12 protein-coding genes are annotated in these 13,683 nt (G+C 30.4%); 11 read left to right on the top strand and 1 reads right to left on the bottom strand.

Annotated elements, in window-relative coordinates:
* Positions 1–51: 51 nt before the first annotated feature.
* Positions 52–537 (top strand): GNAT family N-acetyltransferase, encoded by a 486-nt coding sequence (locus AB8B23_RS08110; protein WP_369712326.1) that lies wholly within the window; start codon positions 52–54, stop codon positions 535–537.
* Positions 538–942: 405 nt separating this feature from the next.
* On the opposite strand, the gene hpf is transcribed toward AB8B23_RS08110, so the two are convergent.
* Positions 943–1,263, bottom strand: coding sequence for a ribosome hibernation-promoting factor, HPF/YfiA family (gene hpf / locus AB8B23_RS08105; protein ID WP_021743168.1), 321 nt, complete (start codon positions 1,261–1,263; stop codon positions 943–945).
* Positions 1,264–1,421: 158 nt separating this feature from the next.
* Between hpf and AB8B23_RS08100 the strand changes: the two genes are divergently transcribed.
* The 10 genes from AB8B23_RS08100 (at position 1,422) to AB8B23_RS08055 (ending at position 13,545) form a co-directional block, all read left to right on the top strand.
* Entirely contained in the window at positions 1,422–2,117 is a 696-nt protein-coding gene (locus tag AB8B23_RS08100) for a DNA-3-methyladenine glycosylase (protein WP_369712325.1), read from the top strand.
* Between the two features lie 1,012 nt (positions 2,118–3,129).
* Positions 3,130–6,936, top strand: a complete 3,807-nt coding sequence (locus AB8B23_RS08095; RefSeq protein ID WP_369712324.1) for a phosphoribosylformylglycinamidine synthase — start codon at positions 3,130–3,132, stop codon at positions 6,934–6,936.
* Positions 6,937–7,129: 193 nt separating this feature from the next.
* Entirely contained in the window at positions 7,130–8,245 is a 1,116-nt protein-coding gene (locus AB8B23_RS08090) for a hypothetical protein (protein ID WP_369712323.1), read from the top strand.
* A 79-nt stretch (positions 8,246–8,324) separates the two neighbouring features.
* Positions 8,325–8,804 (top strand): 5-(carboxyamino)imidazole ribonucleotide mutase, encoded by a 480-nt coding sequence (gene purE, locus AB8B23_RS08085; RefSeq protein ID WP_369712322.1) that lies wholly within the window; start codon positions 8,325–8,327, stop codon positions 8,802–8,804.
* Positions 8,805–8,925: 121 nt separating this feature from the next.
* Positions 8,926–9,642: a phosphoribosylaminoimidazolesuccinocarboxamide synthase gene (purC, locus tag AB8B23_RS08080; RefSeq protein WP_369712321.1), complete on the top strand. Its 717-nt coding sequence runs from the start codon at positions 8,926–8,928 to the stop codon at positions 9,640–9,642.
* Positions 9,643–9,885: 243 nt separating this feature from the next.
* Positions 9,886–11,337, top strand: a complete 1,452-nt coding sequence (gene purF / locus AB8B23_RS08075; protein ID WP_369712320.1) for an amidophosphoribosyltransferase — start codon at positions 9,886–9,888, stop codon at positions 11,335–11,337.
* Positions 11,338–11,346: 9 nt separating this feature from the next.
* Entirely contained in the window at positions 11,347–11,631 is a 285-nt protein-coding gene (locus AB8B23_RS08070) for a YciI family protein (protein ID WP_369712319.1), read from the top strand.
* A gap of 127 nt (positions 11,632–11,758) precedes the next feature.
* Positions 11,759–12,757 carry a phosphoribosylformylglycinamidine cyclo-ligase gene (purM, locus tag AB8B23_RS08065; RefSeq protein WP_369712318.1) on the top strand — a complete coding sequence of 333 codons (999 nt, stop codon included), beginning with the start codon at positions 11,759–11,761 and terminating at the stop codon, positions 12,755–12,757.
* Positions 12,745–13,368: a phosphoribosylglycinamide formyltransferase gene (gene purN, locus AB8B23_RS08060; protein WP_369712317.1), complete on the top strand. Its 624-nt coding sequence runs from the start codon at positions 12,745–12,747 to the stop codon at positions 13,366–13,368. Before purM ends, purN begins: the two co-directional genes overlap by 13 nt.
* A gap of 27 nt (positions 13,369–13,395) precedes the next feature.
* Entirely contained in the window at positions 13,396–13,545 is a 150-nt protein-coding gene (locus tag AB8B23_RS08055) for a hypothetical protein (RefSeq protein WP_369712316.1), read from the top strand.
* Positions 13,546–13,683 lie beyond the last annotated feature (138 nt).

Here is a 13,683-nt window from a genome sequence, read left to right as displayed (position 1 = left end):
ATATATACAAAATTCATATTTAAACAAAAAAGGAAGGATTAAATACAAAAGATGAAAATTAGAAAAGCTACAATTAATGATTTGAAAGAATTGTCGAGAATTGAGCGGGAATGTTTTCCTGTAGCAGAAGCGGCAACTGAAGAAATTTTTTGTAGGAGATTGGAAGTTTATCCAGATTTTTTTTGGATTTTGGAAAATGAGGCTGGGGAAATTGTTTCATTTGTAAACGGGATGGCTACAGACAATGAGATTCTTACAGATGAGATGTTTGAAAATCCTGATTTACATAATAAAAATGGCGATTGGCAAATGATTTTTGGAGTGAATACGCTTCCAAAATTTAGAAGGAAAGATTACGCTGAAAAAGTTTTGAGAAGAGTTGTAGAAGATACGAAAAAAGATGGTAGGAAAGGCATTGTTTTGACTTGTAAAGATAAACTTGTTTCATTTTATGAAAAAATTGGTTTTGTGAATGAAGGATTGTCGGAGTCAACGCATGGAAATGCGATTTGGTATAATATGAGAATGATTTTTTAAAAAATTAATATCGCTAAAAATGGTTAATATGAGAATGGGTTACCAAAATTGAAACACAGAAGAATGAAAGTATACTTCTAATATATTGGACACATTCATTATTTTTTATAAATATTATCAAAAAGTTACAGGTTTTCCACAAGTAGAAAATAAATTCTTTTTTATAACATAGATTATATAGTAAAACTTATTTAAAACTAAACTCAAAAGCTATGACTATTTTACTCAAACCATAAATTTATATAATTTTAGCAGTTTAATTTAAAATAGATTTGAGTATATAATGTATTATGATAAATTCAAAAATATATAAAAAAGACTAATCTAAAACTTCGGAAGTTCTAAAATAGTCTTTTTTTATATATCACACTTTTTTACTTTTAAAATATTTTTTTTAAATTATAATTAATGAGAACCTTTTTTATTATAATCTTTTTGTTTTTCTTTATATTTTCTGACTTGTCTTTCTAGTCTGTCAGCTAAGTCATCAATTGCTGCATACAAATCTTTGTTTTCAGCTTCTATTTTTATTTTTGTACCGCTTGCATAAACTAATCCGTCAGCTTTGTGAATTGGCCCTTCAGATTTTGTGTCTTCGACTGTCAGAACAACATCGACTTCTGTGATAGCATCCGAATACTTAGAAATTCTGCTTATTTTTTCTTCAGTATAAGTTTTAATTGCATCTGTAATTTTAAGTTGTTTTCCGCTAATAATGATTTTCATAAATCATCACATCCTTTCATCTATGTCAATAATATTGTACCTTGAAAAAACTAAATGTCAATAGATAAAATAAAATAATTAAAATTATTTGTTGAAATCTTAAAAAGAATGTTATAAAATTTTATTAATCTAAAAGTTAAAAAACATAAGGTGAAAAAATGAAAAAAATTAATAGTGTACACAATATGAAACAATTTTTTGAACAGGATACAGTTTCGCTTGCAAAAAATTTACTTGGAAAATTAATACTCGTAAAAAAGAATAATGAATTACTGGGGGGATACATTGTAGAAACGGAAGCTTATTTGGGAGTAGTGGATAGGGCTTGTCACGGATTTGAGGGAAAATTGACTCCAAAGGTTGAGGCCTTGTTTGGGAAAGCGGGAACAGTTTATATTTATACTATGCACACACATAAAATGCTTAATATTGTCAGCTGTGAAGAAGGAAATCCGCAGGCAGTATTAATTAGGGGAATTGAGCCTGTGATAAATATTGAAAGAATGATTGAAAATAGAGGAAAAGAGGGGATTTTAATTAGCAATGGGCCTGGAAAATTGACAAAGGCGATGGGAATCGGAGATATGTTCAACAAAAGTAAGATTTGTGAAATTACAAAAAAATTTCATAAAGTATCAAAAAAATCAATTTATGATATTGAAAATATGCAAGAAAATATACTTTATATTGATTTTGAGAATAGTAAAATACCTAAAAATATTGAGAGTTCAGCAAGAATTGGTATTCCAAATAAAGGAATCTGGACAGAAAAGGAATTACGATATTTTGTGGCAGGGAATAAATATGTTTCAGGAATGAAAAAGTCTGAGTTTAAAGATGAGTGCTGGAAATAATTTTTTAGGTATTGAAAAAATAGTAAAATTTTGTTATACTTTTATTAGGTGGGAAATTTTACAAATATGAAATTTTTTAGTAGATTATTTTTATTATTAGGATGTAAAGTTAAATTTTTTGTGGAGGAAAGATGAAAAAGATTTTTTTTGTCACGAGAGCAATGAGGATATTTTTCACAAGACAAATTGTAAAATTGTCTGCTTTGTTATGTATAAAATGCAAAAAAAATAAATATATAAATTTATATCATAAATCTAGGTGAATTTTGTTTACTTAGATTTTTTTTGTTTTTTTCTTTTTTAGTGTAAAAGGGAACAGTCATCATCTCCTTTTATTTCACAATACTAGTTATTTTAATTTCTTCAAATTATAATATTTTTAGATATAGACGAAAGTGCTACGCACTAATCCCAGCTTGTCTAAGTATTTTTTGAAAACAAAATTGAAATTCGCTTCGCTTAGATAATAATTTTTATTTCCAAAAAATTACGATATTTTGATTTATTATAATAACTGTGATGATTAAAACTAAATCTCGTTTAAATATTAAAAATTTTTTCGTAAAGGATAAAAACCTAGTATTTTTAAAGAATTGATAAACTAACGGAGATTTTATTTGTTCAACTACGACTGTTTGACGACTGATAAGGAGGAGTTTCGAAGTTGGGCAAATAAAAGTCGTAGTCTAGCCATAGGTATTGCGTAGCAATCTTGCCATAATTTTAATTATCAGGATAAACCTTTACTGCAAGATAAGGATTTGCGGCAATGAGCAATCTTGCGAAAAATAAAGAAAAAACATAATAAAAATAGAAAAGACTGTTATTAAACAAAATAATCTAATACTAAATCCTGTTAGAAAATAAAAACTATGTTAAGGACAAGAAGTTTAAATCTCTTGCTAAACATATTTAATTTAAAATTTATTAAATATTTGCTATTTAAATGGGAAATAGTATTAAATTAGTTAATATAAATAAAAAAATATAGCAGAAAGAAGGAGAGAAAAAAATGAATTATAGAATCTTTGTGGAAAAAAAAGAAGATTTTAGAGTGGAAGCACAGAATTTGTTTAGTGACTTGAAGGAGAATATCGGGATAGATGGGCTTGTTGATGTAAGAGTTTTAAATATTTATGATGTGTTTAACTTGGGTGAAAATGATTTGGAAAAATTGGAAAAAACGGTGTTTTCGGAAATAAATGTTGACAATGTTTTTAGATCATTTGATGAAGTATTTAAGGAAAAAGATTCGGAAAATGTATATTTTTCAGTAGAGTTTTTACCGGGGCAATATGATCAGAGAGCGGATTCTGCAATTCAATGTATAAATTTATTGATTGATGAAGACAATAATATTAACGTAAAAAGCGGGAAATTGATAATTTTATACGGAAAAATTTCTCCTGATGAACTTGCAAGAATAAAAAAATATTATATAAATGAGGTTGAGGCGAGGGAAAAAGATTTAAATGTTTTAAGTGAAAATGTTGAAACTGAAAATACGGATGATGTTATTGTTTATGAAGGATTTACTGAAAAAACAAAAGAGGAAATCGAGAGTCTTAAAAATGAATTGGAATTAGCAATGACTGTGAATGACTTACTGTTTATTCAGGAATATTTTAAAAATGAAGAAAAAAGAAATCCTACGGAAACTGAGATTCGTGTTCTTGATACTTACTGGAGCGATCACTGCCGACACACAACTTTTGAAACAATTATTGACGATATAAAAATTGAAAATGAGACTTATAAGAATATTATTGAAAAGGCTATTAATGAATATTTGGAAAGCAGGGAGTACGTTCATGCTGACAGAATTTCTAAAAAGCCTATGACTCTTATGGATCTTGCTACAATTTTTGGAAAAGAGCAGAGAAAAAATGGGAATTTGCCAGATTTGGAAGTTTCGGATGAGATAAATGCGTGTTCGATCTATATTGATGTGCCAATTGAAAGAATTGATGAAAATGGGAAAAAGAATACAGTTACTGAAAAATGGATTTTGCAGTTTAAGAATGAAACTCATAATCATCCGACAGAAATTGAGCCGTTTGGAGGAGCTTCTACTTGTATTGGTGGAGCAATCCGTGATCCGTTATCTGGAAGAACTTATGTTTATCAGGCTGTGAGAATTAGTGGTTCTGCTGATCCGACTGAAAAAATTGAGGATACAATGGCTGGAAAATTGCCGCAAAAGGTTATTACACAAGTAGCTGCACATGGATTCTCTTCTTATGGAAATCAAATCGGACTTGCGACAACTCATGTGAATGAAATTTACGATGAAGGATATAAGGCTAAAAGAATGGAACTAGGACTTGTCGTGGGAGCGGCACCTGCTGAAAATATTATTCGTGAAAAGCCTGAAAATGGGGATATTGTAATTTTACTTGGTGGAAGAACTGGAAGAGACGGAATTGGAGGAGCGACTGGATCGTCTAAGGAGCATACAACAGAATCTTCAGAAAAATCAAGTGCTGAAGTACAAAAAGGAAATGCGATTGTTGAAAGAAAAATTCAAAGACTTTTCAGAAACAGAAATGTTACAAAATTAATTAAGAAATGTAATGACTTTGGAGCTGGAGGAGTTTCAGTCGCAATCGGAGAGCTTGCTGACGGGCTTGAAATTGACTTGAATAAAGTAAGAGTGAAATATATCGGGCTAAATGGTACGGAACTTGCTATTTCAGAGTCGCAGGAGAGAATGGCTGTTGTTATTGAAAAACAAAACTTGGATAAATTTATAGAATTTGCAAACGAAGAAAATCTGGAAGCGTATCAAGTAGCCGAAATTAATGATTCTAACAGGCTTGTTATGAAATACAACGGAAAAGCAATTGTTGATATTTCAAGAGATTTCCTAAATACAAACGGAGCTGCTTCAAATATCAATATTACAATTGAAAATACGCCAAAATTGAATTTAAACAGAGAAATTGAAGGAAATGACTTTAGAAGCAAATTTATAAATAACCTGAAAGACTTGAATGTCGCTTCACAAAGAGGGTTAGTTGAAACTTTTGACGCAACGATTGGAGCAACTACTGTATTAATGTCGTTTGGTGGGAAATATCAGTTGACACCTGCGGAAGTTTCGGTACAGAAAGTGTCGGTAATTAATGCAGAAACAGACGTTGCTTCAATGGTTGGGTATGGATATAATCCTTATGTTGCAAAACAAAGTACATTCCACGGCGGTGCTTACGCTGTAATTGAGTCAATGGCAAAAGTTGTCACTGGTGGAGGAAACTACAAAAACATTAGATTTACATTCCAGGAATATTTTGAAAGACTGGGGCAGGATTCTAAAAAATGGGGTAAACCATTATCAGCATTATTAGGAGCATTGCACATTCAAAAAGCCTTTGGATTGCCGTCAATTGGTGGAAAAGACTCAATGAGCGGAACATTTAATGAAATTTCTGTACCGCCAACATTGGTATCATTTGCAGTAAGCGTTACAGATGCCGAAAATGTAATTTCTAGCGAATTTAAAAAGGCTGGAAATAATGTGTACTTAATTACAACGCCAAATGATGAAAATGACTTGCCAAAACTTGATGAATTAAAGGCAAACTTTGATTTTATAACTGAAAATATAAGAAATAAAAAAATTGTATCTGCTATGGCTGTGAAAAATGGTGGAATTGCAGAAAGTATTGCAAAAATGGCATTTGGAAATAAACTGGGTGTGGATGTTTCGGTACAAATTGATGAAAATGACTGGTTTAAAGTAAATTACGGAGCATTTATTGTGGAAACTGCTGAAAATATTGAGCATAAAAATGCGATGTTGCTCGGAAAAGTGACTGATGAAGCCAAAATTAGTATAAATGGAATAACTTTTGAATTAGATGAGTTAATCGGAAATTGGGAAAGCAAACTTGAAAAAATCTTCCCAACAAAAAAAGAAGTGTCAAAAGAGCATGAAATTGCACATTGTGAAGGCTTAAAATATGAAAAACTTGCTAAGATTGAGCATGAAAATATAATTAGTAATATCTCAAACACTTATGCAAAACCTAGAGTGTTTATACCAGTATTTCCAGGAACAAATTCAGAATATGATTTGGAAAGAGCATTTAACCGTGAAGGAGGAATTTCTAAAATAGGAGTGTTTAACAACTTGTCTCATAGAAATATTTTAGATTCAATAGACAATTTTGTTAAGGAAATTAATAATTCTCAGATTTTAATGCTTCCTGGAGGATTTAGTGCAGGAGATGAGCCAGATGGCTCTGCTAAATTCATGGTTGCTGTCCTAAAAAATAAAAAAGTTAAAGAAGCTGTGGAAAATTTACTAAAAAGAGATGGATTAATCTTAGGAATTTGTAATGGTTTTCAGGCACTTATAAAATCAGGATTACTTCCTTACGGGGAAATTCGTGAATTGAACGAAACTTCACCAACTTTGACCTTTAACGCAATTGATAAACATATGTCAAAAATTGTGCAGACAAAAATTATTACAAATAACTCTCCATGGCTTTCTGATATGGAAGAGGGAGATATTCACTCTGTCGCAATTTCTCACGGTGAAGGAAGAATAATTATTACAGAGGAAGAATACAAAAAATTATTCAAAAATAATCAAATTGCAACAAAATATGTAGGTTTAGATGGAAACTCAACTATGGATTCTCAATTTAATCCAAACGGTTCATATTATGCAATTGAAGGAATGCTTGCTCATAATGGTAGAATTTTTGGGAAAATGGGACATTCTGAAAGAAAAGGAAAGAATGTTTATAAAAATATTTATGGGAATAAGGAGCAGAATATTTTTAGAAATGGAATAAAATTTTTTAAATAGAAAAAATTATGTTACGGAGATAGAATCTTGAATTAATATTGATTCTATCTTTGCATAGTAAAACTGTTTTAAAACAGAACTCAAAGGCTATGACTATTTACTCAAACCTTAATGTCTAATTTTTAATAGCTTAATTTTAAATGGGTTCGAGTATAACTTAAATAATTTTAGTTTTTTGTAAAGGGAGTTTGGTGTGAAAAAAATAAATAAATTTCTGTTTTTAGCCATTTTGCTGTCGTTAGTTTTGTTAAATTGCCAAAAGAAAGAAGAAAAGTCGACAAATACTCAAAATAAAAAGGTTGAAAATGTGAATAATCAGGATGTTCTACGTGAAATCTCACTTGATGAAATGCTGGATTTTGAACATATACCTAAGAATTGGAAAGAAGAATTAAGAGAAATTGCTGAAAATATGCCTCGTTATGATAACAATGTTGTTAAAATAAGCATGTATTTTTATGAAAAAGATTTTTTTTATGATTATAAAAAGATATTTTTAGATGATAATAATAATTTTCTAAAACCTGATGAAAAGCAAATAAATGACTTTTTGAAAATGGCATCAGAAAAAAATTTTTCAGATTTTGACAGTATAATTCAGGCAATGGAAAAAGAAAATAAAAAAGATAAATTGTTTAGTAAATTAACAGGAAATTGGATTGAATCATTAAAAATTTGGAAGTTAAAAGCAGATAACTTGAAAAATTATTATCAATCAGGAGATTATAAAAAGGACAATTTTGCAAAGGGAAAAACTTTAAATTCTGAATATTTAGAAAGTATTAAACAACGTAAGGAAAAATATAGGGAATTAAACAAAATATTTATTTTTAAATTAAAATATTTACTAAAAAAAACGGCTGTTTTTTATGCAGATCAGCAATATGGAAATAATACACCAATAGGCGATTTGTTTAAAGAAAGTTTATTGATTGATATATTTTGTTATAAATTGTACGATTGGAATGAAATTTATAATGCAGAAGAGACATTTGAAGTTCCAGTTGAAGAAAAAGACAGCGAAAAATATTTACAAGATTTGAAAAAAATTCAATCAGAAATAAAAAAATTATCAGATACGATGGAAAATAAGGAGTATGAATTTATAAACTCCAAAACAATAATAAACAAAGAAATATATCTTTTGGCTAAAAAAGAAAATAAATCAAATTTAGAATTAATTAATCAAATAATGTCTGATATGGAAAATAAGAAATATACAGATATAAATGCAATTGGAATACTTCTTATGAAAAGAAATAACGAAATAGAACAAGTTATAAGAAAACAACTTGCAAGAAGCAGATAGTGATTCAAATAAAAAGAAAGCTGATTTTTATATAGATAAGTAAAAATAAGTAAAGAAGAAATGAAGGGAGATTTATAAAATGAAAGTAGCAATATTTTTTGGAAGTCAGTCAGATACTGACAAAATGAGAGGTGCAGCAAATTGTTTGAGAGAATTTGGGATTGAGTTTGAGGCTTATGTGTTGTCTGCTCACAGAGTTCCTGAAAAATTGGAAGAAGTTTTGGCTGATGTTGAAAAAAGAGGTGCAGAAGTGATTATCGCTGGAGCTGGGCTTGCGGCACATTTACCTGGAGTTATTGCTTCAAAGACAATTCTTCCTGTTGTAGGCGTACCTTTAAATGGAGCGATTGGAGGGCTTGATGCACTTTATTCAATTGTACAGATGCCAAAATCTATTCCTGTGGCAACAGTTGGAATTGATAATTCGTATAATGCGGGGATGCTGGCTGTACAGATTTTAGCAGTGAAATATCCTGAAATTAAGGAAAAACTGATTAATTTCAGAAAAGAAATGAAAGCTAAGTTTATTGCAGATAATGAGAAAAAAATAGAATTATAAATTTGGTTAAAATAAGAAAATGTTAAGTTAGTAGAATAAAAATTAGTATTTGAAAAATTTATAAAGATTAGAGAAAAAATAGAAAATATATTAAAAATTAGAAATTAGGAGGAAATAAAAAATGGAAAAAAGAGAACAAATTTATGAAGGAAAAGCAAAATCAATTTTTTCAACAGATAAAGCAGATGAAATAATTATGTATTTTAAAGATGATGCGACAGCTTTTAATGGGGTTAAAAAGGATCAGTTGGAAGATAAAGGGATTTTGAATAATAAAATTTCTACATTGATTTATGAATATTTGATAAAAAATGGTGTGAAAACTCACTGGATTGAAACTTTGAATGAAAGAGAACAACTTTGTAAAAAGGTGGAAATTGTGCCTTTGGAAGTGATTATTAGAAATAGGGCGACTGGAAGTTTTGTGAAAAGATATGGAGCGGAAGAAGGAAAAATTTTTAAAAGACCCACATTTGAACTGTCGTATAAAAATGATGATTTAGGTGATCCGCTATTGAATGATGATCATGCTTTGGCTTTGGAATTGGTAACCGAAGAAGAATTGGCTGAGATTAAGGAGCAAACTTTTTTGATAAATGACTTGCTTTCAAAATTATTTGATAAAATGAACTTGATTTTGGTAGATTATAAAATTGAGTTTGGAAGAGATAAGGATGGGAATATTTTGCTGGCTGATGAAATAAGTCCAGATTCAATGAGATTATGGGATAAGGATACACTTAAAAAATTGGATAAGGATAGATTTAGACAGGATTTAGGAGATGTAATGGGAGCATATCGTGAAGTTTTACGTCGTTTGGAAGAAGTGCTGAAATAAATTTTTTAGGAATTTTAAAGTATACTCAAACCTATTTAAAATTAAACTACTAAAAATTATATAGATTTAGGGTTTGAGTAAAATAGTCATAGCCTTTTGAGTTTAGTTTTAAAGCAGTTTTACTATATATATTAGCAAGAGAGTCTCGAATACTTGTTGTCAGATAAATGGGAGATATAGTAAAAATATCAATAGAATTATAAATTTAGAATAGTTTATAATAAAAATGGAGGAAAATTACAAATGATTAAGAGTTTGAATGAGGAATGCGGAGTATTTGGAGTTTATGGACATCCTAATGCGGCAAAGCTTACTTATTATGGGCTTCATAGTCTTCAGCATAGAGGGCAGGAAGCGGCAGGAATTGTGGTAAGTGATGGAAAACGTGTAAACGGACATCGTGGTCCTGGATTAGTGTCAGAAGTATTTAATGATGACAGGATATTTAACCGTCTGGAAGGGAATAGTGCCATAGGGCATGTGCGGTATGCAACTTCTGGAAGTAGCAGTGGACGTAATATTCAGCCATTTTTATTTCAATTTTTTGATGGAAGCATTGCTTTGGCACACAATGGAAACTTGATTAATGCAAGGACGTTAAAAAGAGAGCTAGAAGAACACGGTGCAATTTTTCATTCTTCGTCTGATACTGAAGTATTGGTTCACTTGATAAGAAGAAGCAAGGAAAAAGATTTTCTGAGCCAGTTAAAAGATGCATTGTGTCAAGTAAAAGGTGGATTTTCTTTCGTAATTCAAACTCAGACAGAATTGTATGGGGCAGTAGATCCATTTGAATTTCGTCCTTTAATTTTAGGAAGAACAAAAAATGGAGCTTATATTTTGGCAAGCGAAACGTGTGCATTGGAAATTGTTGGAGCGGAGTTTATTAGAAATATAAGATCTGGAGAAGTGGTTATTATTGATGAAAGTGGATATAGAATAGAAAAATACACTGAAAATACTTCAACTGCCATTGCGGCAATGGAATATGTGTATTTTGCACGTCCTGATTCAGATATTTCTGGAGTAAATGTTCATAAGTCACGTAAAAGATGTGGAAGAAGATTGGCGCAGGAAGCTCCAGTTGAACATGCAGATATTATAATTGGAGTTCCTAACTCATCATTATCAGCGGCAAGTGGATATGCAGAAGAAATTGGAAAGCCTTATGAAATGGGATTAATCAAAAATCAATATGTAGCGCGTACTTTTATTCAGCCAACACAGGAATTACGTGAACAAGGTGTCAGAATGAAATTGTCCGCTGTAAAAAGTGTTGTAAAAGATAAAGTTGTAGTTATGATAGATGACTCAATAGTCCGTGGGACAACTTCAAGCCGTATAGTTCAGCTGTTAAAAGAAGCGGGAGCAAAGGAAGTGCATGTCCGTATTGCATCTCCAGAATTTAAATTTCCTATTTTTTATGGAATAGATGTTTCAAAATCATCTGAATTAATTTCGGCAAATAAAACTGTTGAGGAAGTAAGAGAATATATAGGAGCAGATTCGCTTGCATTTCTTAGCATAGATGGGCTGATTGAGTCAATAGGGCTTGATTTTGACGCACCGTATACAGGGCTTTGCATGGAATGTTTTAATGGAGATTATCCAGCTGGCTTGGGTGATTATGAAGAAGAGTTTTATGATTCGTTGACACCAATTCAAAAAGAGGCTTTAGAGGAATTAAAGAAATAAGGTGAAAAAATGTATATTGTAAATTTGAATTATATAAAGGAAGTAAGTGAAGTTGAAAAACATTTAGAAGAACACATAAAATTTTTGGAAAAATATTATGAAATGGGAAAATTCATTTGTTCAGGAAGAAAAAATCCTAGAACGGGCGGTGTAATTTTGTTAAATGTAGAAAGTTTATCAGAAGTAGAAAGTATAATTTTGGAAGATCCATTTAATGCAAATGAAATTGCAGAATATAAAATTACGGAATTTTTTCCTACAAAATATACTCGAACCCATTTAAAATTGAACTGATAGAAATTATATAATTTAGGGTTTGAGTAAAATAGTCATAATTTTTGAGTTTTGTTTTAAACTAATTTTACTATATAACAAAAATTTTAAAACATTTGTAGAATAAAAGATATAATAGGAGGAAAAAATGTCAATTTCTTATAAAGATTCGGGAGTAGATAAAGAAGAAGGGTATAAAAGTGTAGAAAAAATAAAAAATGGTGCCAAAAGCACATATAATGCCAATGTTATGAATGATTTGGGAAGTTTCGGAGCTTTATACAAACTTGGAGATTATAAAAAGCCTGTGCTGGTTTCTGGAACTGATGGAGTTGGGACAAAATTAAAAGTTGCATTTGAAACAGGGATTTACAACACAGTAGGAATAGACTGCGTAGCAATGTGTATAAATGATATTTTATGTCACGGAGCGAAACCGTTATTTTTCCTAGATTACTTAGCTTGCGGGAAATTAGATTCAAATGTGTCGGCTGAAATTGTAAGCGGAGTTGTGGAAGGATGTTTGCAGTCAGAAGCTGCCTTAATTGGTGGAGAAACGGCTGAAATGCCAGGATTTTATACTCTAGGAGAATACGATATTGCAGGATTTGCAGTAGGGGCGGTAGAAGAGGACCAAATTGTGAATGGTTCAGATGTTAAGGAAAACGATGTTTTAATTGCAATTCCATCAAGTGGAGCACACAGTAACGGTTTTTCATTAATCAGAAAATTATTTACTGACTTTACTGAAGTTTACAGTGGAAAAACAATTGGGGAACATTTATTGACTCCTACAAAGATTTATGTAAAACCAGTTCAGGCTGTAATGAAGGAAGTAAAAATCAACGGAATGGCTCACATTACTGGTGGAGGACTAATCGAAAATGTTCCAAGAACAATACCTGATGGACTTTGTGCAAATATACAAAAATCAAAAATTCAAATTCACGAATTATTTAAACACGATGCATTTTCAAGAGTAAATGAAGAGGAAATGTGGGGAACATTTAATATGGGTATAGGATTTGTATTGATTGTGGATGCAAAAGATAAGGAAAAAGTGATTGAAATTTTAGGACAAAATGGTGAAAATGCTTATGAAATTGGACATATTGGAAAAGGTGATGAAAAAATATGTCTAAAATAATTGAAAATTCAAAAAATGATACAGGAAATAAAAAAACGAGGATAGCAGTATTTATATCAGGTTCAGGCTCCAATTTACAGTCAATAATCGACAATATTGAAAACGACAACTTAAACTGTGAAATTTCCTACGTTATTGCTGATAGGGAATGCTTTGGACTGGAAAGAGCTGAAAAACATGGGATAAAAAGTATAATGCTCGATAAAAAGTTATTTGGAAAAAATTTATCAGATGAAATAAACGCTATTTTGGAAAATGATACAGAAAGAACAGATTACATCGTACTTGCAGGTTATCTGTCAATTTTATCAGAAAATTTCATAAACAAATGGAATCGTAAAATTATAAATATTCATCCGTCACTTCTCCCAAAATACGGTGGAAAAGGAATGTACGGAATAAAAGTCCACGAAGCTGTAATCGCAAACAAGGAAAAAGAAAGCGGCTGTACAATCCATTTTGTAGACAATGGAATAGACACAGGAGAAATTATAACAAATGTGAAAGTGCCTGTTTATGAGAATGATACGCCTGAAATTTTGCAAAAGAGGGTGCTGGAAAAGGAGCATATTTTGCTGATTGAAGGGATTAAAAAGTTATTGGAACAATAATTTTAAAAGCAAAGGAATGACTAAAATATGAATAAAGAGGATATTTTAGTTATATTAACGTATTTTTTAACGATTATTGGAGGGGCAGCTGGAATAGGATTAATAGTTGCTTTTCTTAGAAAATTAGGAAAAATTGAAAGCAAAGATAAATTAGAAGAAGAAAAATTAGATGGTTGATTTTAGAAAGATTTGGAGGTAAACTATAATATGGAAGAAATATTAGTAATTGTTGCTATGATTGCAGGAGGATTAACTGGATTTTTAATGGTGAAATTTATTCAGAAAAAATTGAAAGATAAAAAAGAAAAATAATTA

The organism is Leptotrichia sp. HSP-342, from assembly GCF_041199995.1.
GTDB lineage: Bacteria > Fusobacteriota > Fusobacteriia > Fusobacteriales > Leptotrichiaceae > Leptotrichia > Leptotrichia mesophila.
This window is presented reverse-complemented; position numbering and strand designations above follow the sequence as displayed.

Bases quoted from the DNA above. Each gene is read 5' to 3' on its own strand.
- AB8B23_RS08110 (WP_369712326.1), top strand. From the start codon at position 52: ATGAAAATTAGAAAAGCTACAATTAATGATTTGAAAGAATTGTCGAGA.
- hpf (WP_021743168.1), bottom strand. From the start codon at position 1,263: ATGAAAATCATTATTAGCGGAAAACAACTTAAAATTACAGATGCAATT.
- AB8B23_RS08100 (WP_369712325.1), top strand. From the start codon at position 1,422: ATGAAAAAAATTAATAGTGTACACAATATGAAACAATTTTTTGAACAG.
- AB8B23_RS08095 (WP_369712324.1), top strand. From the start codon at position 3,130: ATGAATTATAGAATCTTTGTGGAAAAAAAAGAAGATTTTAGAGTGGAA.
- purE (WP_369712322.1), top strand. From the start codon at position 8,325: ATGAAAGTAGCAATATTTTTTGGAAGTCAGTCAGATACTGACAAAATG.
- purC (WP_369712321.1), top strand. From the start codon at position 8,926: ATGGAAAAAAGAGAACAAATTTATGAAGGAAAAGCAAAATCAATTTTT.
- purF (WP_369712320.1), top strand. From the start codon at position 9,886: ATGATTAAGAGTTTGAATGAGGAATGCGGAGTATTTGGAGTTTATGGA.
- AB8B23_RS08070 (WP_369712319.1), top strand. From the start codon at position 11,347: ATGTATATTGTAAATTTGAATTATATAAAGGAAGTAAGTGAAGTTGAA.
- purM (WP_369712318.1), top strand. From the start codon at position 11,759: ATGTCAATTTCTTATAAAGATTCGGGAGTAGATAAAGAAGAAGGGTAT.
- purN (WP_369712317.1), top strand. From the start codon at position 12,745: ATGTCTAAAATAATTGAAAATTCAAAAAATGATACAGGAAATAAAAAA.
- AB8B23_RS08055 (WP_369712316.1), top strand. From the start codon at position 13,396: ATGAATAAAGAGGATATTTTAGTTATATTAACGTATTTTTTAACGATT.